Raw genomic sequence first — 24,178 nt, forward strand, 5'->3', positions numbered from 1 at the left:
AAAGCCCTCGATGAATTTCATCGAGGGCTTTTTTTTAGTGTAGACTGGTTGTTCGATTTTAAATTACAATATTCACAATCTTGTTTGGAACAACGATAACCTTTCTAGGTTCCTTTCCGTCCATCCATTTCTGGATAACTTCATTAGCCAACGCTCCTTTTTCAATTGTTTCCTTAGTCGCGTCAACAGGGAAACCAATTTTGACTCTCATTTTTCCATTTACAGAAACGGGATATTCGAAAGAATCCTCAACTAAAAATTTTTCTTCAAACTGAGGATAAGGAGCCTCTACAATGGAAGAGCTATTGCCCAGCAAAAGCCACAGTTCTTCAGAAATATGAGGCGCATAAGGGGACAGGACGATTGTCAATGGTTCAAGTATCGATCGCTTATTGCATTTTGCCGTTGATAATTCGTTCACAGCAATCATGAAAGAACTTACCGAAGTGTTCAAGGATAGATTCTCAACATCTTCGGACACTTTTTTAATGGTTCCATGGAGGATTTTTAATTCTGCACTCGTTGGGATATCCTCACTAACCTGAAATGTGCCATCCGTATGAAATAAATTCCAAAACTTTCTTAGGAACTTGAAAACGCCTTCAATTCCATTGGTATTCCAGGGTTTACTTTGTTCTATTGGTCCTAAGAACATTTCATACATGCGAAGTGTATCTGCTCCATAACGTTCTATTAAATCATCTGGATTGACAACATTGTATTTGGACTTAGACATTTTCTCTACTTCAGCACTGCAAATGAATTTGCCGTCTTCCAAAATAAACTCTGCGTCTCCGGCATCTTTTCTGGATTTTTTAAAAGCTTCAATGTCAAGGGTGTCGTCTTTCACAATATTGACATCCACATGAATGGGAGTGGTGTCGTAAGCATTTTTTAGGCCATTGGAAACAAACGTGTTTTCACCATTTACACGATGGGCTAGACTTGACCTACCTTGAATCATTCCCTGATTCACAAGCTTCTTAGCATATTCGTCCACTTGGATGATGCCCATGTCGTATAAGAACTTAGTCCAGAATCGAGAATAGAGTAGATGCCCCGTTGCATGTTCACTTCCTCCCATATAAAAATCTACATCCTGCCAATAACTCAGTGCTTCTTTGCTACAAAATTCTTCGTCATTATGAGAATCCATGTATCTAAAGAAGTACCAGCTACTTCCAGCCCAGCCCGGCATGGTTGAAAGTTCATAGGGATGCCCTTTATAATTCCAGTTATCTGCTCTTCCCAATGGAGGGTCTCCATCTTCTGTAGGCAGGTATTCACTCACTTCTGGAAGGGTGAGAGGTAAATCTTCATCTGGAATCAGTTTGGGAATTCCATCTTCATAGTAGACAGGAATAGGCTCTCCCCAATACCTTTGACGACCAAAGATGGCATCTCTTAATTTGAAGTTGGTTTTGCGAGTACCTATGCCTTTTTTTTCTACCTCTTCAATCCCTTTTTCCATTGCTTCTTTAGGTGTGAGCCCATTCAGAAAACCTGAATTGATAATTTTGCCTTCTTTAGTGGGGTCGGCTTCTTTCTCAGTTAACTTTTGTGCATCGTTTATTATCGGGATCGGAAGATTGAATTTTTTAGCAAAATCAAAATCACGTTGATCTCCGCTTGGCACAGCCATTACCGCACCTGTGCCATAACCAGCAAGGACGTAATCTGCAATGTATACGGGTATTTTTTCCTCAGTGAACGGATGGATAGCGTAGCTTCCGGTGAAGATGCCAGTTACGTTTTTGGCATCACTCATGCGCTCTCGTTCTGATCTATTTTTTGATTGCGTCACGTACTCATCGACTTCTAATCTATGCTCTGGTGTAGTTAAGCTGTCTACCAATTCACTTTCCGGTGCTATGACCATGAAAGAGACGCCGAAAATGGTATCTATTCGGGTAGTGAATACCCTGATATTGCTGTCCAATCCATCTACCTGAAAATCAATCTCTGCACCAAATGATTTACCAATCCAGTTTCTTTGCATTTCCTTAATTGGCTCAGGCCAATCAATCTTGTCAAGTCCTGAAAGTAGCCGATCAGCATAAGCTGTAATTCTCATGCTCCATTGGGGCATTTTCTTCTTTACTACGGGGTGACCACCGCGTTCTGAAAAGCCATCTTTTACTTCATCGTTTGAAAGTACGGTACCCAGTGCCGGACACCAGTTTACTGTAGTTTCAGCCTGGTACGTAAGCCGGTATTTTAACAAGAACTTCTGCTGTTCTCTTTCTGAGTATCCATTCCATATTTCGGCTGATACAATAGGCGTATCATCGTCACAATCTGCCTTTATACTTGCATTGCCATCTTTCTTAAGAAAATCAATCAGTGTGTCTATTGATTCGGCCTTATTCGTTTCTTTATTGTACCAGCTGTCATAGATTAACTTGAAAATCCATTGCGTCCACTTATAAAATTTCGGATCGCTTGTTCTTAACTCTCTAGACCAATCATATGAGAAACCTAAGGCCTTAAGCTGTTCCTTGTAACGTGCAATATTCTCATCGGTGGTAATGGCTGGATGTTGTCCTGTTTGGATGGCATACTGTTCTGCGGGGAGTCCAAAACTATCGAAACCCATGGGATGAAGTACATTGTATCCATTGAGGCGTTTGAATCGACCTACAATATCAGAAGCGATATACCCAAGGGGATGACCCACATGCAATCCAGCCCCTGAAGGATAGGGGAACATATCCAAGATGTAATATTTGGGTTTGTGAGCGTCGTTTGGAACTTCATATACGTTCTGATCATTCCAGTATTTTTGCCACTTTTTTTCGATCTCTTGAAAATTGTAATCCGCCATTCTTATTATGAATTTTAAAGCTCGCAAAGGTAAACAGATGCAAATAACAAATAGGTTTAGATAGTATGGAAACCATTACTTATTTAACCTGTCTTTACTTCAAAACAAACTCAATTAATAAAAGGAATGAAAAAACTTTGGATTTTAGCTATCACGATAATCATATCAAGCGCTTCCCTGGCTCAAGAACAAGATAGTACTAAGACGGAGCAAAAACCTGTAGCGAACGATACAATCCCTGAACCAACTGAAAATGTACAAGCAGATGGAGATACTCCTAAGATCATATATTATCAGAGCACTGAACCGGAAAGAAGGAGGGATCGCAGAAGAGACATAAAAACACTGAGCGGTTCCATGAGTCATAGCGGTGGTTTTGGGGCGATCTCTTTTCGGAGCACGAAATTCAGAGATGAATCATTGGTACTTGGAGGCTTGAGGGGTGGTTGGATAATTAACCGTACCCTGGGTATTGGTATTGAAGGGCATGGGATTATTCCTACAGCAAAGTTTGATGATATTGTTACTGGTCGAGAAGTGAATATTCTCGGTGGGTATGGTGGCATGTTTTTGGAATTAATATTCTTCTCCAATGAGGTAGTACACGTGACTTTTCCTGTATCAGGAGGCGCAGGGTGGTTAGGATATCACCTGACCAATGAAGACAATACCATGCCTTCCCCTTTGGAGAAGGAAGTTGATAGCGATGTATTCTGGTATGTTGAACCTGGAGCTAATTTAGAATTTAACATTAGCAGAAATTTCAGGTTGGCTATGGGAGTTAGCAAGCGATTTACGCAAGATTTAGAATTGATAAACACCGAAAGTGATTCCTTTGATAAATTAAACTATTTCATAACGCTGAAAATTGGCGGGTTTTAGAGAAAATCTACAAAAAAGCAAAAGCCCCTTCCATTCGGTAGGGGCTTTTTTAGTAACGATCAGGTTAGGCTTAATCGTTAAGTCTTCGAGATAGAGGAGCAAGTTTTTCTTCATATGTCATAGACTGCCAAACTTGCTTATACTCTTTTTCTAATACAGTTCCTTCCCTTACTCTTTTAGTATCAGTTTTCACTTTAATGTAGAGCGTGGGTCTAAAATATACATCCAGGCTATATTCAGAACTGTAAAAGTCAATGCCATAAGTATTTGTCTGAGCCATTGTCAGAATCATTCCTTTGTTTAGACTTTCGTCAGAAATCCATGATGTTATTTCGGTTCTGTTTAGAAGAAGTGGTACATAACCATCAAAGAAAAAACCATTAGGTAATCTAAATTGATCAGAAAAGCCATTAGCTCCACCAGCCTCAGTAATGGAAGCCCCAGGGCTCTTCCATATCGCATCACTACCATCAGCTGCATACCATGTAGCTGCTCTATCCACAACTAAAGGAGCTTCACTTGTCATTGTTTTAACCCCAATCCAGTTTTCAAATGTTGGAGCAGTCCGTTCATCCGGGACAAAGGTTTTTAAGTAAAGTATTGCTTCTACAACCTCAAAAGAAGCATCATTGACTCCATTTTTAACCAACTCTTCCAACCTTGGAAAATAAAGAACACTATTCGATGAATTACCATCTGCAAGATCTACACTAAGGGTTTCTCCATATTCATTGCTGGCCGATCCATCACTGTCATCATTGATTGAGACATCAATTGCTTGTTCATATCCGTCAAATCCGTTTGCAATGTAGAACTCATAGATATTATCTGAATTCCCATTTGTTCCGTCATTCCCATTGCAGATATATTGCGTTTGATCTACTTCTTCTGGAATATCTAATGAGCCATTTTCATTGTCATCAATTCCTACCCGAATAATTATGCCTCCGTCATTTGTGTTGCAGGTTCCAGCATTCCCTGTAAAAGTTTCAACATCTATGACACTATTGAGCCCATTACTTCCATCAGCCCCATTACAAATATCGAATGCACTATCCACTTCATCAGGATCAAGCATTCCATTTTCGTTGGTGTCTATACCCACTTCAACGAATGTTCCTCCATTATCACAAGAAGTTGATACAGAAGTCCGAATTATGGAGTTGAAGCCATTTGATCCATCAGCCCCGTTTCCACCATTACAGATGGTAATCGTTTCTAGTATTTCATCAATGGAACCATTGCCGTCGTTGTCATAACCAAAAGTCAATTCTATTCCGCCATTTGAACAAGAAACATCAGTAGTGGATGTCACTATGGGGCTTTTGCCGTCAACCCCATCTGCACCATTGCAGACAAATTTTGGCTCTCCAATTTTTTCATCCTCATCTAACATGCCATTCGCGTTTGAATCAAGTCCGATTTCGATGCTAATTCCACCGTTTGCACAGTTATCGCCAGCATCCTCATTGACACAAGAAAGAATGGCATTGACTCCATTGGTTCCGTTGCATAGTTCATACGTTGATTGAACTTCATTTGGATCGGTATCTAATTGACCATTTCCATTGGCATCCAATCCTATTTCAATGCGGAGGCCTGACACTCCATTTCCTCCACAATCCTCAAGTGGGGTAGCTCTAATCAAACTGTTGAGACCATCTGACCCTCCGTTTCCATTGTCTTGCCCATTGCATATGAAGAAAGCAGTCTGAACCTCATCATCATCTAACGTAGTATTACTGTTTAGATCCGCTCCAATTTCTAAAAGTGTACCACCTGATTCACAGTTTTCACCTGGATTTTCTGCCGAGGTTCGCACCACAAGAGCTGTTCCGGCGGAACCAGGGCTACCATTACATACATAGCTTGTTGAGACAATCTCTGAGTCATCCAATAGTTCATTTTCATTCGAATCCTGTCCAATAGATATTCGAGTTCCACCAGAAGAGCAGTTGTCTCCAACGGGTTCGTTTTGTACTTCTACAAGAGCGTTAAATCCATTTATTCCATCTACCCCATTTATCGGGTCTGTAGTTTCCTCGTTGCAAGCAAAAAACATAGAACAAATGGACAGAATAAAGCCTAATTGAGCGGGTTTTGATTTGACTGTAAACATTTTGGTATTGGTGAGTTTGAATAAAGAATGCAAGATAATTAATATAATATTATTACTAAAAAATATAACTATTTCAATATTTAGACCAGCGCCATTTGGACGATATTTTGTTCATTATCGAACTATAATAGGGGGCTCAAATATGTTACTATCCTGACTAACAGTCGGTTATCATTTTTGGCATCCTTTGTGACTTACCTATTGTGAAAACCTATTAAAAACCTATGCTAACATCGTTCAAACTTTTTATTCGATCACTGAGAAGAAATAAACTGTTCTCGTCAATAAATATTCTGGGACTTACTGTTGGCTTTTTTGCGGCTATTCTTATCTACATGTATGTACAGGGTGAGCTCAGCTATGACAATTTTCATGAAAAGGGAGATCAGATATATCGCGTAAATCAGACCTTCATCTGGGGCGAGGACAATCCCAATCTTTTTTCCAGTACAGGCCCTGGAGTAGGATACGCTATTCTGCAAGAGATTCCTGAGGTCAAAGAAGTTGTACGTGTACATCAGCCTGACTTAATGCCCGTTCGATTCAAAGACGGAATTGAGGAGAAATTTTTTAATGATGAATACGTGCTTGCTGCAGATTCCAATTTCTTTGAGGTTTTTAGTTACCCCTTGCTGGAAGGTGATGCCGCCAGTGCTTTAGATCAGCCATTTTCAATGGTTCTTAGCGAGCAATCAGCTAAGCGTTTTTTTGGAAACAGTGATCCGATAGGGAAACTAGTTGATTTAGGAGGTGGGCCTATTCGACAATCCTACACTGTGACAGGGATAGTTAAGGAAACAAATCAGCATTCATACATAGATTTTGATATACTCATTTCAATGGGAAGTATCGATCGAGTGAAGCGGAGTAACTGGAGTTGGATGTGGACCACTTTTGAGACGTTTGTCCTTCTTGACGAGTCCACCAAGCCCGAGTTGGTTCAGGCAAAACTTAATGAGCTTCCAAAGAAACATGCCATCAAAACCTTACAGGTTATGGGCTATACCTATGAGGAGTACATAGCTGCTGGTAAGGAATGGAATTTATACTTGCAACCATTTCAAGACATATACCTGCATTCCAAAGGAATCTATAATAGATTGAATCAACAATTAGGGGATGTTACAATTGTGAAAGCTTTAGTAGGCTCTGCTATTTTTTTATTGATTCTTTCATGTATTAATTTCATCAACCTCAGTACTGCCCAGTTTACAAACAAAGCACAAGACGTAGCATTGAGGAAGGTATTGGGCGGAAGTAAGATCTCTTTCATTAAGCGTTTCTTTGGTGAATCATTCGCTTATTGTTTGATAGCATCGATCTTAGCCATAGGAGCACTGTTTTACGTGATTCCATATGTTAATCAATCACTAGGCACTAGCTTATCATTAACTAATATCAATGTATTCTTATTGATCGGATTTGTCTTAGCTCTTATTGCCCTTGTAAGTTTCATAGCAGGATTCTATCCATATGCCTTCTTTAATCGATTCAAGCCTGTAGCTGCTATGAAAGGGGAATTGCGATCTGGCAAAAGTGGGGCAAGAATAAGAAACGGTATGTTGATAACGCAATACATGCTTTCCTTTTTGTTAATCATCTGCACCATCACGATATATAAGCAACTCAATTATTTCATGAATGCGGACCTTGGTTTTGAGAAAAGTAATCTAATGACAATTGAAAATGTTCATTGGACAGAGTCGCAAGAAGGATTCGCCAATGAGCTTGAAAAATTGGAAGGTATAATTGGAACCGCAGTATGTGACGCTGTTCCACTGAGGATTTACAATGGAGATCAATTCATTCCAGATAAAGTTGAATCCGGATCCCTGCCTTTAAACTATGTCTTAGGTGATGAAAATTATTTAGAACTTCTTGAAATTAAGATGGCTCTAGGGAGAAATTTTGACGAGTCCTATTCTGATGATATCAATGGAATTATACTAAATGAAACAGCAGCGCGAACAATTGGCTGGCAGGTTGATGAAAGCATCATCAACAAAAAAATAACCAATTGGAGTGGTACCTATCATGTCATTGGGGTGGTTAAAGACTTCAATTTCTTTTCTCTTCATTCACCCATTGAACCTTTTGCGATTTTTCATTCAAAATCAAATGCACAAGGTCAACGTCCACTTACCAATGTGTTGGTAAAATCGTACTCTAGTCAAGCTGATTTTGAAACGTTGAAAGCATCCATCGAGGAAAAATGGAAGGAATTTGCACCAGGAAGGCCTTTTGAACATGTAGTACTCAACGACTTTTTTGAGAGTACCTATCAAACCGAACAACGATTCGGAAGCGTACTTTCATTTTTTGCGATACTCACTATTATCATAGCTTCTTTAGGACTTTTTGGAATCGTGGTATTCTCCATTGAGCAAAAGTTGAAAGAAATTGGTGTCAGGAAAGTACTTGGCGCATCGGTTACCAGCATCGTCATGTTGTTCTCAAAGAGCTACGTTAAACTCTTGTTGATTTCCTTTGGGGTTGCTGCTCCGTTGGCTTATTACTTCATGAGTGGCTGGCTTTCGGGTTTCGAGTATCACATCAATATGGGTGCCGATGTTTTTGTGATCTCCCTGAGTATTTTATTGATTATTTCAATCGCTATTTCAGTTGTTCAAACTACAAAAGCCTCTTTGATGAACCCTTCAGAGGTACTCAAAGATGAGTAGTCAAAAACTTTTCAGCACTTTGAGAGCTTGCTTTATGTGCTGGTCCGCATTGAAGTCGGCTCTGAAAGTGTGAGCTACTTTTCCATCTTTATCTATGACAAAAGTCGCTCTCCCAGAAAGAATACCAAATAGCGTAGAGGGGATTTTGAATGCGCTCAATGCGGTTTTCTTTGGATCGCTCAATAAAATGAATGGCAGCTTTCTCTTATTGGCTACCTTCTTGTGTGACTTAGAGCTGTCCCGACTAATGCCAATAACTTCAGCTCCAGCCTGCTGAAATTCTTCATAATGATCACGGAAGCCGCACGCTTGCGCAGTACACACCCGGGTGTTGTCTTTCGGATAAAAATAAACAACCAAAGGCTGCCCCTTAAAATTAGTAAGGGACACCATTTTCCCATCTTGATCTTCAAGTGAAATGTCAGGCAAAAGCTCTCCTTTATTTAGCATTTTTTCTAAAATAGATTAGCAGAAGGGGTAAAATAGTTAAGTCAATGATCAATGCAATGAGTAAAGCAAGACTTACAAAAAGTCCTAAATAGTAAGTTGCCCCAAAGTTAGAAAAGAGGTACAATGAAAATCCCGCACTCATGATAATCGATGTTATCAACATGGCACTTCCTGCATGTTTGAAAGTATCACGCATCCGATCCAATGGATTCGCTTCTTTACTTTTTAGATAGTAGCTCATCATATGAATCGTGTCATCAACTGCAATTCCAAAAGCGATGGTAAAAATTATGGAAGTTGTCATTTTCAAAGAAATACCAAGCCATCCCAAAATGCCTGCCACCATTATCAAAGGGATAAGGTTAGGGATTAAACTTATGATAAGCAGCTTCCAGGATTTGAAATAAATCCCGAGAATTATGCCTATTACGAGTATGGCCGTAAGTAGCCCTTTCAATAAGTTAATGGAAAGCAATTCATGACTCTTATCTATTAAATAGGTAGTTCCGGTTAATTGATAGCTAATTGCGTGCTGATCAATTGTTTTGTTTAAATACTCCAACATTTCTTTATTCCTTAAGTCAGTTTCGTGAGATCCAAGCTCAGGAAAAAAGCCAATAAGCCTGCCCACCTTGCTATCCTCCGTTACCAACTTATCGAGTCTTTTAGGATCAATCCGATCTTTGAGTCGCAAGGTTCGCAAATAGGCTTGCTGATCTGTGGGATATATGAAATTTTCATTAAGTCCACCATTGCTTGCCATGTTAAGGTATTTAATGATGGTGGCCGGAGACTGTACTTTGACAACAGGATAATCGCTGAGTAAGTAGTCTTCAATTTTCACAATTTCATCCATGACTTTTTTATCCCAAATAGTCAATGAGGTATCGACGACTTCCACCCGGACTTCATAAGGTTTTGAGCCTCCTAATTGTTCATCCGCGTATTCAAAATCCATTCGAACCTGCGAATCTTGGGGAAGATCATCCAGCAAGAATGAATTGATTTTCAACTGTAAAATTCCTGGAATTAGGATGAGCATAAAGCCACAAACAAGACCAATGATGAGTTTTCTTTGACCTGTAACAAAGGTTAGCCAGGTTGCGGGAACTTCTAACACGCTATGGCTATGCGAAAAGGTTGTAAATGATGCAATTAGCAATCCTAAGGAGAAAGTAAGCACAAAGGCTATCAATATGCCCGCTGCAGCAAATAGCCCTAAAAACTGAACGGGTTCAGTGTTTATCCAAATTAAACTGAGGAACCCGATAGCAGTGGTAACGGATGTCAACAACGTTGGAATCCAAACAATTTTTATCGCCTCCTTAAGTTTATCTATTGTCGTTCTTGCGTTTGTTTTCTTCAATGCATTCATCAAGTGCACTGCGTCTGACATTGAAACAAAGAAAAGGATGGGGGGAAGAAGTGAGCTTAGTAAATTAATTCTAAAGCCAAGCATTCCAATCAGGCCAAAAAGCCAAACGATAGAAACTAGACTTATCAAAAAAGGAAGAAGGGCAGATTTAAAGTTTCTGAAAATTAGAAGAAGCAAAAGAAAGCTGAGTACCAGCGAACCAATGAGAAACTTCCCGAAATCATTTTGAATGTAGGAAATAAAAACGCCAGCTGCACTTAATTTTCCTACGAGCCTTACGTTTTTTAGTCCGTAATTTTCAGCTTTGGTTTTGATAGCATTCAGTAGCTTTTCACTCCGTGCCTGATCTCCGAAGTGAGCGTGATTCAGGTAGATGCTTATCGCAGTTCCATTTTCACTGAAAGCTGATCGATAAAATGGATTTCCAAAAATCCGGATGCTGTCTTTTTTGAGCTGGTAGGGGGTTGGTTTTTCTGAATGAATCAGAGGGAAAATGACAATTCCTGTAGGGCTCTTGATGACGTGCTGAAGAGAGAGAGGAGAATATATGTTTTCTACATCTTCGATCTTCCTTAAAGATCTTTCAAATTGACTGGCACGATCTACAAAATCAGCACTGAAAACTCCGTTTTTTTCCTCCAGAATAATGTGCAAATAATCATTGTCATAGCCAAATTGTTGCGTATGATTGATGTAAGCCCTACTTTCTGGGTGATTATTGGGGAAAAACTTCTCGAACTCGAAATCAAAAGTCAAGTATTGTAAATTCCAGCCCAAAATCGCTGTAATCGCTACCAATAAACTGGTCATTATCACCTTTCCCTTAAGGGTAATTAACCGCTCGACATATTTATCCAATCTAGAGCTCAGAGTTTCTTCGTTTAAAAGTTAATTTTGTTACCAAACTACGAACAGAATGCAACAATACCTGAACCTAATGCAACATATCCTGGAGAATGGTACCGAAAAAGGTGATCGTACTGGGACGGGGACCAAAAGTGTTTTTGGGTATCAGATGCGTTTTGACTTAAGCGAAGGATTTCCATGCGTAACAACTAAGAAATTGCACTTGCGCTCCATCATCCACGAGTTGCTTTGGTTTCTTCAGGGAGATCAGAACATTCGGTATCTAAAAGAGAACGGAGTGTCCATATGGGACGAGTGGGCGGATGAGAATGGGGACCTTGGCCCGGTATACGGTGTTCAGTGGAGAAGCTGGGAAACACCCGATGGAAGGAAGATTGATCAGATTAAAAAGTTGATCGAAGGGATTAAGAATAATCCGAATAGCCGAAGGCACATTGTAAGTGCGTGGAATGTGGCAGATGTAGATAATATGGCTTTGCCTCCGTGTCATTCACTATTCCAGTTTTATGTAGCGGACGGCAAATTGAGTTGTCAGCTATATCAACGAAGCGCGGATGTGTTTTTAGGAGTCCCATTCAATATTGCTTCGTATGCTTTATTCACGATGATGGTAGCTCAGGTTTGTGACCTTGAACCTGGAGATTTTGTGCACACGTTTGGTGATGCACATTTGTATTCCAATCATATGGAGCAGACAGAACTACAGCTTTCTCGTGAACCACGCAAGTTGCCAACGATGAAAATCAATCCAGAAGTGAAAGATATTTTCTCCTTTAAATTTGAAGATTTTGAACTGATAAATTATGAGCCGCATCCGCACATAAAAGGTGCTGTAGCTGTGTAACATTCTAACACCCAAAGTAGTCAACTAAGTAGATAAGTATAGATGGCAGAGAGTAGTGGCATATTTGATATGATAGGTCCAGTAATGATTGGTCCTTCCAGTTCGCATACTGCGGGAGTAGTTCGTATTGGTAGAGTGGCGAATCGAATACTGGGTGGAGTACCCGAGAATGCGGAGATCATTTTCTACAATTCCTTCGCCAGAACTTACGAAGGTCACGGAAGCAATCGAGCTATTTTGGCTGGATTGATGGATTATCATACAGATGATAAACGAATCAAAGATGCGCTCAACCTGACTGAAGAAGTTGGTCTTAGCTATAAGTTTAAATCAATTGGTAGTGCTTCAACTTTCCATCCCAACTCAGTGAGGATTATCGCAAGTAGGGGAGGTAAAAGCATTGAGGTTCTTGGTGAAAGCAGAGGTGGTGGAGTTATAAGAATAAAGGAAGTGAATGGTTTTGATTCAAACTTTACTGCGAGTCTTCATACACTCATCATTGAGGCAAATGATGTTAAAGGCAGTATCGCTTTTTTCACTGAGGTTTTATCACAGGATGAATGCAACATTGCTACCATGACAGTTTCGCGAAAAGGACGAAATGATTTAGCATGCTTGATTTTGGAAATGGACTCAGGTATTGACGATATAACCTTACAGTATTTAAAGAAAAGAAAATGGGTGCATGAGGTCATTTACATACCAGATATTGATTAATAAAATGAAAATAAGAACAGGACTAATTACAACGCTAATACTTCTATGCTTCACTTCGATGGCTCAGACGCGCGAACTTTCGCTTAAAGAGTGCATTGATATAGCGGTTAAAAATAACCTTAACGTTAAGCGGAGCGAGTTGAATCTTCAAACTGCCCAGGTGAATCTTGAGCAATCAAAAGCAGGAAGATACCCTACGTTAAACGCCAGTGGAAACTACGGATTCAACTGGGGAAGGGGAATTGATCCAACAACTAATCAATTCATTGATCAGCGGATTAACTTCAACAGCGTGGGAGCATCTACCAATTTGCCTTTGATTCAAGGTCTGCAAATCACCAATGGCATAAAGCAGGATAAACTTAGCTTAGAAGCTTCCCGAAAAGATTTAGAAAAAGCTGAAAATGATATTTCACTGAATACGGCCTCTTTCTACCTCAATGTAATATTCAATAAGGAGCTGATGGAGAATGCAAGGTTTCAGTTAGAATCAAGTCAGCAGCAACTAGACCGAACCAGGATTCTTGTAGAGTCTGGAGCATTGCCTTTAGCAAATAAACTACAATTGGAAAGTCAGGTAGCTACGAATGAAGTAAACCTTATCAATGCTCAAAACAACCTTGATTTGGCTTTGCTCTCATTGAAACAAGCGCTGCTCCTGCCAACTGGGCAAGACATTGATGTAATCATTCCAAACGTTGTAATTGATCAAACAGAGATAGAACGGACAGGTATTGAAGAGCTTTACAACGAAGCGGCTACAAACATGCCGGAAATTCAAGGTGCTGAGTTAAGAGTTCAAAGTGCCAATGTTGGAGTTGATGTTGCAAAAGGAGGAATATTCCCAACAATTTCTCTTTCAGGAAGCATGGATACAAGATATTCTGATGCCGCTCAGCGGGTTGATCCTGTAACAGGGGATTTCGAAACCATTCCACTATCTACTCAGTATGACAACAACTTTAGCCGAGGGTTGTCCGCAAACCTCAGAATCCCGATCTTCAATGGGTTCTCCACAAGAAGCAATATTCAGCGTTCAAAGATTTCACTGCAGCAAGCAGAGATCAATAAAAGAGAACAAGAGAACTCGCTGTATCAGACCATTGAGACATCCTATAGAAATGCAGTTGCCGCTGCTCAAACATTCACTGCATCTCAAAAGCAAGTAGCATCGCTCGTAGAAACCCTAAGAGCAGTTGAAAACCAATACAATAATGGGGCTGCAAATTTTACAGATTATCAAGTTGCATCCAACAATTTATTTCAAGCAAGAACGGACTTATCTCGAGCTAAGTATGACTTTATTTTTAAACAAAAAGTGCTCGAATTTTATCAAGGTAAACCTTTAACATTCTAAACCGACCTCAATCATTTATATCTAAAATCATGGCTAAGAAGAAGAAAAAATCGAACAAAATAATATATATCCTCGGCGGAGTAGTAGGTGTACTTATACTCTTCGTAATCGTTGGTAAATCACAAGGATGGGTTGGGCAAAAGAAGAAAATACAAGTTGATATTGCCAAGGCTGAAAAGAATACGATTATTGAAAAAGTAAGTGCCTCAGGTCAGGTACAACCGGTAGTTGAGGTTTCGTTAAGTCCGGAGGTTTCTGGTGAGATCATAAAAATGGAAATCGAAGAAGGAGATAGCGTAAGTAAAGGCAATTTCCTATTGAGGATCAGACCAGATAATTTTCAATCTGCTCTGGATCAGGCAGATGCGAGCTTAAACGGCCAACGTGCTGCACTGGCTCAAGCTAAAGCTGCTCAGGCACGAGCATTGGCTAATTTCAAGCGATCTGAACAAGATTTTGCCCGTCAAAAGAAACTCTTTGCCGAAAAGGTAATTTCTGAAGCGGACTATCAACTTGCTGAAGCAAACTATCAGATAGCCGAGCAAGATTATGAATCTGCCAAGGAAAGTGTAAATGCAGCGAATTATAGTTTGAAAAGCGCTCAAGCAAGAGTTTCTGACGCCAGAGAAAATTTGCAATTGACCAGTCTAACCGCTCCTATGAGTGGAATAGTTTCTAAGCTGTCCGTAGAATTGGGAGAGACTGTGTTGGGAACATCTCAGTTTCAGGGAACAGAAGTGATGAGAATTGCCGACCTATCAAAAATGGAAGTTCAAGTTGATGTGAACGAAAACGATATTATTCGAATCAGTGTGGGAGATACCGCAATAATAGATGTTGACTCATACTCATATAAGGATAAGACCTTTAAGGGGATAGTCACACACATTGCCAACACCGCAAACGATAAAGTTTCCGCTGATGCTGTTACTGAATTTGGTGTTCGAATTCAAATTTTAAACAGTTCTTATGAAGACTTGGTGAAAGAAGAAGGTATCAAATACCCTTTCAGGCCGGGAATGACAGCCAGTGTAGATATCATCACAGAAGTCAAGAAAGACATTCTCACTGTGCCGTTGGCAGCAGTTACTACGCGATCTGATAAAGACAAATCAAAAGGTAAAGAATCAGACGACTCTTCCAGCGAAGAGCTTCTCGATGAGGATGTGAAAGAGGTGGTCTTTGTCATGAAGGAGGGTAAAGCAGTTAAGACAGAAGTAGAGACTGGTATCAGTGATTTTGATAGAATCGAGATAGTTTCTGGTGTAGAAGAAGGAACTGAAGTGGTATCCGGGCCATTTTTAGCCGTATCCAAGCGCTTAAAAGATGGAGAAGATATTGAAGCAAAATCAAGCGGAGAAAAGAAGAAATCAGAAGAGTCAGAAGACTAGGTAATCTTAGTTTAGGAAAAAAAACCCGCTTCGGCGGGTTTTTTTGTAAGGAAGAATTTGACCGATCATCAAATGTTCTTTTTAATTCTCATCACATTAATTCATCTTGTAATGCTAAAAATCAAAGTATTATGAAACTCACACACATTTTATCATTTGCTGCAGCGGCATTCCTTCTTGGTTGCTCAGGTGGTTCAGCAGATATGGAAAACAAAGAATTTAAGATTAGCTATGAAAAATTCACACTTGAAAATGGATTGGAAGTAGTACTCCACGAAGACCATTCAGATCCTATTGTGGCAGTAGCAACGCTTATGCATGTAGGATCCAATAGAGAAAAACCAGGCAGGACCGGCTTTGCTCATTTCTTCGAGCATATGTCATTCAATGATTCAGAGAATGTGCCGCGTGGAGCTAACAGGAAAATGATACCTGAGTGGGGCGGAAGCAGAAACGGTGGAACCTGGTCCGACGGAACCATCTATTATGAGGTAGTTCCTAAAGACGCCTTCGATAAAATCCTTTGGATTGATTCAGATCGTTTTGGATATATGATCAATACAGTTACCGTAGATGCCCTCGAAGCGGAAAAGCAAGTGGTTAAGAATGAGAAGCGCCAGCGTGTAGATAATGCACCTTATGGATATACTGATGAGATAATTCGGAAGAATTTATATCCGGAAGGTCATCCATACAGCTGGACTGTAATTGGTTCGTTGCCAGATCTTCAAGCAGCAACTCTTGATGACGTCAAAGAGTTTTACGAACAATATTATGGTGCTGGCAATGCTACATTGGTAATCGCTGGAGATATTAACCGGGAAGAAACGAAGGAGAAAGTAAAGCAGTGGTTTGGAGAAATTCGGAAAGGTCCGGAAGTTGCAAAACCGACTCCTCTGCCAGTAACTCTGGAAGCAAGTAAGTCTCTTTATTTTGAAGATAATTTCGCGAAGCTGCCAGAGATAAGAATGGTGTATCCGACAGCAGAAGACTATCATCAAGATATGTATGCTTTGAATGTGCTGGGACAATTGCTTAGCGGCAGTAAAAAAGCTCCTCTATATCAAGTGATTGTCGAAGAAAAGAAATTAGCTCCAAATGCGTCCACCTATCAAAGTTCCAATGAGGTAGCTGGTGAATTTGTATTCAGGGTGAGAGCCAATGCAGGATCAGACTTGGATGAGGTTAAGGCTGCTATAGAAGAAGGCCTGACTAGATTTGAAACAAATGGTATTGATGCTAAAGACCTTCAACGTATTAAGGCAGAACTTGAAACCAATCTCTATCAGGGTGTCAGTACAGTGTTGAACAAGGCTTTCCAATTGGTTTCTGATAATGAATTTGGCGGAGACCCAAGCTATATCACCAAAACAGCTAAGTTGACACAAGCAGTTACTGCAGAAGACGTCATGAGTGTATTCAATAAATACATTAAAGATCAGAATTATGTAATGACAAGCGTTGTGCCCAAAGGGCAGCTGGATTTAGCAGTAGAAGGTGGAGAGAAAGCTGAAGTTTATATAGAAGAGATTGTTGCAGATGTTGCAGCGGAAAATACTTCACGCGGAGAGGTAGCCGAGTATGAGAAGACTGCATCTAAGTATGATAGATCTGAGCCCGATTTTGGTGAGCTACCATTACTGAAATCTCCTGAAGTATGGAGCTCTTATTTAGAAAATGGCATGCAGGTTTTCGGTATTGAAAATAATGAACTACCGCTTGTATATTTTGATATCACCTTGAAGGGTGGCCACTATCACGATCCAATAAATAAGTCGGGAGTAGCAGACCTTCTTGCCGATCTTATGACAGAAGGGACGCAAACCAAGACTCCAGCGGAGCTAGAAGAAGCCATTGGTTTATTGGGAGCTTCTATCAGAATGTTTGCTGGATCTGAAGATGTAACCATCTCAGCTTCCTGCTTAGCTCGAAATTTTGATGAAACATTTAAGCTAGTGCAGGAAATATTGCTCCAGCCGCGTTGGGATGAAAAGGAATTTGCAAGATTGAAGCAGTCTTTAAGCACAAGACTTAAAGGAAGAGAAGCCAGTCCTACAGCCATTGCATCCACCGTATATAACAAGTTACTATATGGTGAAGATCATATCATGGCCTATTCTACCATTGGGACCTCTCAGACTGTTGAGAACATAACCTTGGATGATCTGAAGAATTATTACCAAGCTAATTTTTCCCCCTCCGTTGCAAGTTTTCATGTAGCAGGGAGTATGAGCCAATCTGATGTGATGAATCAGCTGAAGAATCTGGAGTGGGAGTCTAAAGACGTTCAATTGGCATCTTATCAAGTACCTGAAAACAACATTGCCGGAAACCTATATTTCATTGACTTCCCCGGAGCAAAGCAATCTGTTATTTACATAGGGAAGCAAGCTATTTCTGGAGTTAATCCAGAATATAACGAACTGACATATGCCAATCAGAAACTTGGAGGCGGCTCTAGTGGACAACTTTTCCAAACGTTAAGAATTGAGAAAGGCTATACTTATGGCGCATCATCCTTTGTGCCGCAGCGAACAGAGGTATCTCCATTTACTGTACGCACCAGTGTAAGAGCAAATGCAACACTTCCTTCTTTAGAAATAATAAAGGATATGATTGCTAACTACAGCGAAAACTTTACTGATGCTGATGTAGAAGTGGTGCGAACAAAAGTTTTGAAGTCGAATACACGTGCTTTCGAAAGCTTAGGCGCGAAGCTCAACATGCTCCATGAAATAAGCAAATTTGGTAAAACTCCTGACTTTATGGAAAAGGAACAAACAGAGCTTACATCCATGACTTTGGATGATTATAAAAACATGATCAACAAGTATTTGGATGAAGGTGAAATGATCTACCTCGTGGTTGGAGACGGAGCAACTCAGCTTGAGGAAGTTAAGAAATTGGGAATGGGAGATCCCATTATTCTAGATATTGATGGCGAGCCTCTTGCTCAATAATTGAAGAGTACATTACAGAAAAGCCCGATTAATTCTAATCGGGCTTTTCTATTCATTCTAATTCCATAGCACTTCTAACCGCATCTGTTATTTCCTGCATTTTGCGTTGAGTAAACCTACCAGAAGTGGTGTAAACAATCTTTCCTTCAGGATCTAACACGTAAAAGTAAGGAAGGTCTTTTCCATCAAAATTGAGTGCTTCTTTATACTCCTTAAGTGTTCCTTTGTAAAACAAGATATTCGGCTGCATGCGTTTATCAATCGTTTTCTTCAACTTATTCATCACTTTTTTGTAAGCAGGTCTTTTAGCACCAGTAAACATCGGAACAAAGTAGGTGTTCACGTCGAATGAAAAATCGAATGGTCCAGGATTTGGGTTTTTATATATAAACTGATTGTATACTGGCTCAAACCATCCCTTGAGGTAGTCCTCTGCTTTTTTGGAAAAGGCCAAGCCTACCAAGCTATACTTGCCACCAATATCAGTTGGGAGATTGACAAACTCATTGGTCAATGTTTCAGCTTCCATAGTAGGGAATTGCAATCCGACCTGCGCTTTGCCATTATTTATATTAATGAGGAATATGATAAGAGATGAGAATAATACCTTTTTCATGTGTGTTTAACTTTTAGTTCCGATTAAAATACATATGATTAACGAAGAATATATTTTTCTATCATTATTTTTCTAATTTCATGCAATAATCAAAGAAACCAACCATGCAAATTCGTCGAATCAGCTATTATTTTGCTTTACTGTTTTTTGCTTTCACTTCTTTGTCTCAGGCGCATAAAGATGCTTATAGACAAGGTATGCAGGCTATAAAATTCGAAAAGTACGAAACCGCCATAGAAAAATTCAAGGAAGCAGTTAGACTAAATCCGCAATATGCAGATGCCTGGTACTATCTGGGCAAGACGTATGATTTCCTCAATAGGACGGATGAAACAATCATGGCCTATAGGAATCTTGAAAAAGTTAATTCTGAATACAATACTGGCATTTACTACGACATTGCTAAATCCTACATTGAATTGGATAACTTGAGAAGTGCCAGAATCTATATCAAGAGATATTTAGAAAAAGCCCCTAAGAGTCCAAAATCAGCTAAGTTGATACACTTGGCCATGAATCGACTTAATTATGTGGATATCAGTGCTGAACTGCGTGATGCTGAACCTAATACTTCAGAGCCCACACCTATTGCTTCACTCAATAGTATCTCTGGTGATTTCATGCCACAAGTAAATCCGACAGGTACAAGATTGTATTTCACGAGTGTTAGGAAAGGTGGATTTGACTTTAAAGATGAAAATAGTGCAGAACTAGATTTTGGCGAAGACATCTATTTTTCAAATTTGAATGGAGATCAATGGAGTGCACCGGAATTATTACCAAAGCCGATCAATTCCATGTCCAATGATTTTGGTTCCTCGTTCACTGGAGACGGTCAAAGCATGGTGTTTGTTCGCTGCGATGAGACCGGAGCAATTGGGAGTTGTGATTTATATATTACGCAATTGAATGGTAATACCTGGAGTGTGCCACAAAACATGGGTAATGTGGTAAATACGGATAAGTGGGAAAGCCAACCAACAATTAACTCTGATGGTAATCGAATCATATTTACATCTCTTCGTTCAGGCGGCTATGGTGCCTCTGATCTTTACATGATCGAAAAAAATCATTTAGGTCTATGGGGAACGCCTCAGAACCTAGGAAGTATTGTAAACACACCTTTGAGTGAGAATAGTCCTTTTTTAGCTGCAGACGGTAAGACATTGTATTTCTCTTCTACAGGTCATCCTGGAATGGGCGGAGCTGATATATTCTATACAGTTTTTGAAAATGGAAAGTGGTCAACACCTGAAAACTTAGGTAGACCTGTGAACTCAAGAGGTAACGATACCAACTTCAGCATTTCCGCGTCAGGTAATGCCTACATGGCCTCTTCCCGATTGGATGAGGATAACTATGACATCTTCAAGGTTGAGTTGCCCGATGAGTTGAAGCCAAAACCAACCATTATCGTGCAAGGGATTGTTTCTAATTCTGAAAGCAATGAGCCATTAAGCGCTTTGGTTTTAATCGAAGACCTGAACTCTGGAGAATTAATAGCTACAAACAAAAGCAATGAAGAAACTGGAGAATATTTGGTGGTATTACCGGCAGGTAGAGATTATAGTGTTTCAGCAAACGCACACGGATTCTTTTTCTACTCTCAAAGCTTTGAGCTACCTAAAGATGCCGTATATGCAGAAATCGCCAACGACATTCCTTTAGAGCCAATAAAAAAGGGAACAAAAGTAGTTTTGAACAATATTTTCTTTGAAACAGGAAAAGCGGAGTTAAAGCCAATTAGTTATGTAGAATTAAACAAGGCGGTAACTTTGATGAAAGAGAATAAAACAATGGTGATTGAAGTAGGAGGACATACAGACAGTCAGGGTGCTGATGCAACCAACCTCAACCTTTCCCAACGACGAGCACAGTCCGTGGTAGAATACATGGTTTTGGCTGGAATAGAGCGAGAAAGGTTAATTGCAAAAGGTTATGGAGAAACTGTTCCTATAGCAGATAATACTACCAAAGAGGGTAGGGCTAAGAATAGAAGAACAGAGTTTGTGATCACTGAATTTTAAAAGATAATTGTATTAAAACAAGGGCACCTGTGTAACCCTTGTTTTTTTGATTCGTTACTAGGCAAAGGTGAAACATATAAAATGAAGGGTAAAAACATAGGAGAATTTGAAGAACTTGTACTTCTTACAGTCGGTATACTCCATGAAAATGCATACGGCTTATCAATCACTGACGAGCTCGAATCACGTCTTAAAAGGAAGGTAACCATTAGTTCTGTCCATAAGGCGCTCGTTCGCCTTGAAGGTAAAGGGTATGTTAGATCTTACATGGGAGTCGCCTCTGAAGTGAGAGGTGGTCGAGCAAAGAAACTATACCAACTTACGTCTACAGGACGAGAAGAACTCAATCATTCTCGTGAATTGAGAAATACCATGTGGGAAGCAGTTCCTAAGATCGTATGGGAAGGAGGTAAGCTGTGAATCCTCCTAAGTGGATGAGACGCTTTTTTCGCTGGTATTGTAGAAAAGATATGGTTGACGCTATTGAGGGTGACTTGCTTGAATTGTATCGGCGAAGGGTATTTTCCCTGGGAAAGACCCGCGCAAACCTGCTATACCTACTCAATGTTATCATGTTTTTCCAGCCTTTCGCACTCAAACGAAAATCAAAAACATACGCAAAACTAACCACCATTGATATGCTCCGAAACTACCTGTTGATTGCCATTCGAACAATCAAAAAAACAAAATCTATTGCAGCCATTAACATCATTGGAATGGCCATAGGTATTTCAAGTTTCATGATGATGGTCAGCTATGTGGTCACAGAATTGTCATATGACAAATTTCACAAGAATGCAGATCGAATTGTACGATTGAATTATTCCTACGAAACAAGAGGGGAGACGAGCACTGTGTCGCGGGTTTCATTCCCATTGAAGCATCGTTTGCTCGAAAAATATCCTGAAGTAGAAAAGGTTGCAAGGTTCTATATCAATCGGATGGACGCCTCTACGCTTAAGTATGATGATAAATCATTTACAGAGGAGAAAATCTATTTTTCAGATCCGGAGGTATTTGAGATATTCGACTTCCCTTTGGCTCAAGGGGATCCTTCCACCGCTTTAATCGCCAAGAATAGTATCGTCTTATCCCAAGCAATGGCAAAAAAATACTTTGGTGATGAAAATCCCATTGGTAAATCCCTGTTATATAAAAACAGTGATCAACTGCAAGTCACGGGCATTTTTAAGAAGTCATTTAGATCACACCTTGATTTTGATTTCCTGGTCCCTGTTGAGCTCCAACGTCAACGCTGGAAAGGTGATGGAAGCAATAAAGGATATGATCTTGAAGAAGACTGGAGGTGGTCAGGTTCATGGACTTATGTGTTGCTAAAAGACGCTTTTCTTAAAAATGATTTTGACATTCGCCTGCTAGAAGACGGTACAGACTTATTCGGTAGGGTAGATAATCCAAGTGTGGATTTCAACTATCAGTCTCAGCAGCTGGCGGATATTCATTTGTACTCCAATATGATCTCGGAAATAAGTTCAAACGGGAGCATAAGTCAAGTATATGCTTTTGCAGCCGTTGCTATACTTATTCTGCTCATAGCGTGCATCAATTTTGTAAACCTTACAACGGCACAATCGGTAAATCGAGCAAAGGAAATAGGGCTCAGAAAGGTAATGGGAGCGCACCGTAAGCATTTGATAGGTCAGTTCATTACCGAATCCACGGTAATAACATTATTGAGTACAGCACTTGGTCTATTGCTTTTAGAACTGCTCATTCCGCTTTTTAATTCATTCCTGGATCAGGATGTATCCATTCCATACATTCAGGTTCCCATTTTAATGATCTTGATCTTTTTTGGAGCCCTAATCGTTGGAGGACTCGCCGGATTTTATCCTTCCTTTTACCTCAGCAGATTGAAGCCGGTAAAAGTTCTCAAAGGCAAGCTGATAGATAGCCGATCAAATTTTAGTCTTCGAAAGGTTTTGGTAATTACTCAATTCATTGTTTCAAACACCTTGATCATTGGAATCCTGGCAATTCAGATGCAAATGGATTACATAAAAGGCAAGGATTTAGGTTTTGATAAGGATCAGGTTATCATACTAGATCATGGATCGAAGATCGATGATGAATTCAAATTATTTAAGTCTAAGCTTATCAATAACCCCAGAATATCACAACTGAATCTTGGGTATGTTGCCGGAACCAGCGGATGGCAGCAAAGTTTTCGAGTGGAAGGAGAGGCTATTAGTGAAGCTAAGAGTTTGGGATTTAAGCATATAAGTCATGATTTTATGGATATGTTCAACACAGAGCTTGTTGCAGGAAGAAATTTTTCAAACGAATTTCCTACAGATTCTTCAAGTGCAGTTATGCTAAATGAAGCGGCGGTGAAGACATTTGGGTGGAGCAATGCAGAAGCGCTCGGTAAAAGGTTTTCATGGGTAGGAGGATCCGATAATAAAACACGTTTCGAAACAAAAGTGATCGGTGTGATGAAAGATGCCAATTTCGAATCATTATATCAACCTGTACGCCCCAGTGTGTTCACACTCAGTAATTTCGGAGATGTATCCATTAAGTTTAATGTCGGTGATAGAAAAGAACTCTTATTGGCGATTGATGAAGTGGAACAAGTCTGGAATGAATTGGCCCCCAGTTGGCCTTTTGAATTCACCTTTTTAGACCAGCAAATCGAAGCTCAGTATCAGAAAGAGGAAAAGCTAGGGATGATGATCCAGTTTTTTGCTTTTCTGGCAATCTTCATTGCATGTATGGGGCTTTTCGGATTGGCAACATTCACGGTAAAAACCAAACTCAAAGAAATTGGAATCAGAAAAGTTTTGGGGGCAAGGTTAGCTGAAATAGTCTTTGGCATCATGAAGGGGTTCCTTGCGCTAGTAGTCGTAAGCTTTGTTATTTCTGTGCCAGTGGGGTACTTCTTGTCTGATAGCTGGTTGCAAGATTTTGCCTATAGAATTGACCTTTCACCATTCATCTTCTTAATTGCAGGAATCGCTTCTTTACTGGTGGCTGGATTAACCATACTTTCGCAAAGCCTTAATGCTGCTAAAACCGATCCGGCAAAAACATTAAGGTACGAGTGA

General features: G+C 39.9%; 15 protein-coding genes. 10 read left to right on the forward strand and 5 right to left on the reverse strand.

Annotation, left to right across the window (positions count from 1 at the left end; translation table 11 throughout):
- Window positions 1–58 precede the first annotated feature (58 nt).
- Complete coding sequence (gene leuS / locus ABJF57_RS05485; RefSeq protein ID WP_462233191.1) at window positions 59–2,824, reverse strand: leucine--tRNA ligase; 2,766 nt, start codon at window positions 2,822–2,824, stop codon at window positions 59–61.
- A gap of 126 nt (window positions 2,825–2,950) precedes the next feature.
- On the opposite strand from leuS, the gene ABJF57_RS05490 reads away from it, so the two are divergent.
- The gene (locus tag ABJF57_RS05490; protein ID WP_462233193.1) at window positions 2,951–3,706 is read left to right on the forward strand and encodes a hypothetical protein; all 756 of its coding nucleotides are present in this window, start codon (window positions 2,951–2,953) and stop codon (window positions 3,704–3,706) included.
- Between the two features lie 70 nt (window positions 3,707–3,776).
- Here ABJF57_RS05490 and ABJF57_RS05495 read toward each other — a convergent pair whose 3' ends face one another.
- Complete coding sequence (locus ABJF57_RS05495; RefSeq protein ID WP_462233195.1) at window positions 3,777–5,825, reverse strand: DUF7151 family protein; 2,049 nt, start codon at window positions 5,823–5,825, stop codon at window positions 3,777–3,779.
- A 224-nt stretch (window positions 5,826–6,049) separates the two neighbouring features.
- Here ABJF57_RS05495 and ABJF57_RS05500 point away from each other — a divergent pair, with 224 nt between their 5' ends.
- Window positions 6,050–8,506: an ABC transporter permease gene (locus ABJF57_RS05500; protein WP_462233197.1), complete on the forward strand. Its 2,457-nt coding sequence runs from the start codon at window positions 6,050–6,052 to the stop codon at window positions 8,504–8,506.
- On the opposite strand, the gene ABJF57_RS05505 is transcribed toward ABJF57_RS05500, so the two are convergent.
- A complete protein-coding gene (locus ABJF57_RS05505; protein WP_462233199.1) occupies window positions 8,507–8,956 on the reverse strand; it encodes a peroxiredoxin in 450 nt (149 codons plus the stop codon).
- Window positions 8,946–11,141 (reverse strand): efflux RND transporter permease subunit, encoded by a 2,196-nt coding sequence (locus ABJF57_RS05510; protein ID WP_462233201.1) that lies wholly within the window; start codon window positions 11,139–11,141, stop codon window positions 8,946–8,948. The genes ABJF57_RS05505 and ABJF57_RS05510 overlap by 11 nt, the downstream gene beginning before the upstream one ends.
- A gap of 106 nt (window positions 11,142–11,247) precedes the next feature.
- Here ABJF57_RS05510 and ABJF57_RS05515 point away from each other — a divergent pair, with 106 nt between their 5' ends.
- The 5 genes from ABJF57_RS05515 (at window position 11,248) to ABJF57_RS05535 (ending at window position 18,467) form a co-directional block, all read left to right on the forward strand.
- Complete coding sequence (locus tag ABJF57_RS05515) at window positions 11,248–12,042, forward strand: thymidylate synthase (RefSeq protein WP_462233202.1); 795 nt, start codon at window positions 11,248–11,250, stop codon at window positions 12,040–12,042.
- Between the two features lie 42 nt (window positions 12,043–12,084).
- On the forward strand, window positions 12,085–12,759 hold the full coding sequence (sdaAB, locus tag ABJF57_RS05520) for an L-serine ammonia-lyase, iron-sulfur-dependent subunit beta (protein ID WP_462233204.1): 675 nt from the start codon (window positions 12,085–12,087) through the stop codon (window positions 12,757–12,759).
- 4 nt (window positions 12,760–12,763) lie between these two features.
- The gene (locus tag ABJF57_RS05525) at window positions 12,764–14,116 is read left to right on the forward strand and encodes a TolC family protein (RefSeq protein WP_462233206.1); all 1,353 of its coding nucleotides are present in this window, start codon (window positions 12,764–12,766) and stop codon (window positions 14,114–14,116) included.
- A 29-nt stretch (window positions 14,117–14,145) separates the two neighbouring features.
- Window positions 14,146–15,507, forward strand: a complete 1,362-nt coding sequence (locus ABJF57_RS05530; protein ID WP_462233207.1) for an efflux RND transporter periplasmic adaptor subunit — start codon at window positions 14,146–14,148, stop codon at window positions 15,505–15,507.
- A 131-nt stretch (window positions 15,508–15,638) separates the two neighbouring features.
- Entirely contained in the window at window positions 15,639–18,467 is a 2,829-nt protein-coding gene (locus tag ABJF57_RS05535; RefSeq protein ID WP_462233208.1) for a M16 family metallopeptidase, read from the forward strand.
- A 52-nt stretch (window positions 18,468–18,519) separates the two neighbouring features.
- Here the strand turns inward: ABJF57_RS05535 and ABJF57_RS05540 are convergent, their stop codons facing one another.
- Complete coding sequence (locus tag ABJF57_RS05540) at window positions 18,520–19,083, reverse strand: hypothetical protein (RefSeq protein ID WP_462233210.1); 564 nt, start codon at window positions 19,081–19,083, stop codon at window positions 18,520–18,522.
- 104 nt (window positions 19,084–19,187) lie between these two features.
- On the opposite strand from ABJF57_RS05540, the gene ABJF57_RS05545 reads away from it, so the two are divergent.
- The 3 genes from ABJF57_RS05545 (at window position 19,188) to ABJF57_RS05555 (ending at window position 24,178) form a co-directional block, all read left to right on the forward strand.
- Window positions 19,188–21,110: an OmpA family protein gene (locus ABJF57_RS05545; protein ID WP_462233212.1), complete on the forward strand. Its 1,923-nt coding sequence runs from the start codon at window positions 19,188–19,190 to the stop codon at window positions 21,108–21,110.
- 81 nt (window positions 21,111–21,191) lie between these two features.
- Window positions 21,192–21,530: a PadR family transcriptional regulator gene (locus ABJF57_RS05550; RefSeq protein ID WP_462233214.1), complete on the forward strand. Its 339-nt coding sequence runs from the start codon at window positions 21,192–21,194 to the stop codon at window positions 21,528–21,530.
- A 14-nt stretch (window positions 21,531–21,544) separates the two neighbouring features.
- Entirely contained in the window at window positions 21,545–24,178 is a 2,634-nt protein-coding gene (locus ABJF57_RS05555) for an ABC transporter permease (RefSeq protein ID WP_462233216.1), read from the forward strand.

Source organism: Ekhidna sp., from assembly GCF_039940915.1.
In the GTDB taxonomy this organism is placed as follows: Bacteria; Bacteroidota; Bacteroidia; order Cytophagales; family Cyclobacteriaceae; genus Ekhidna.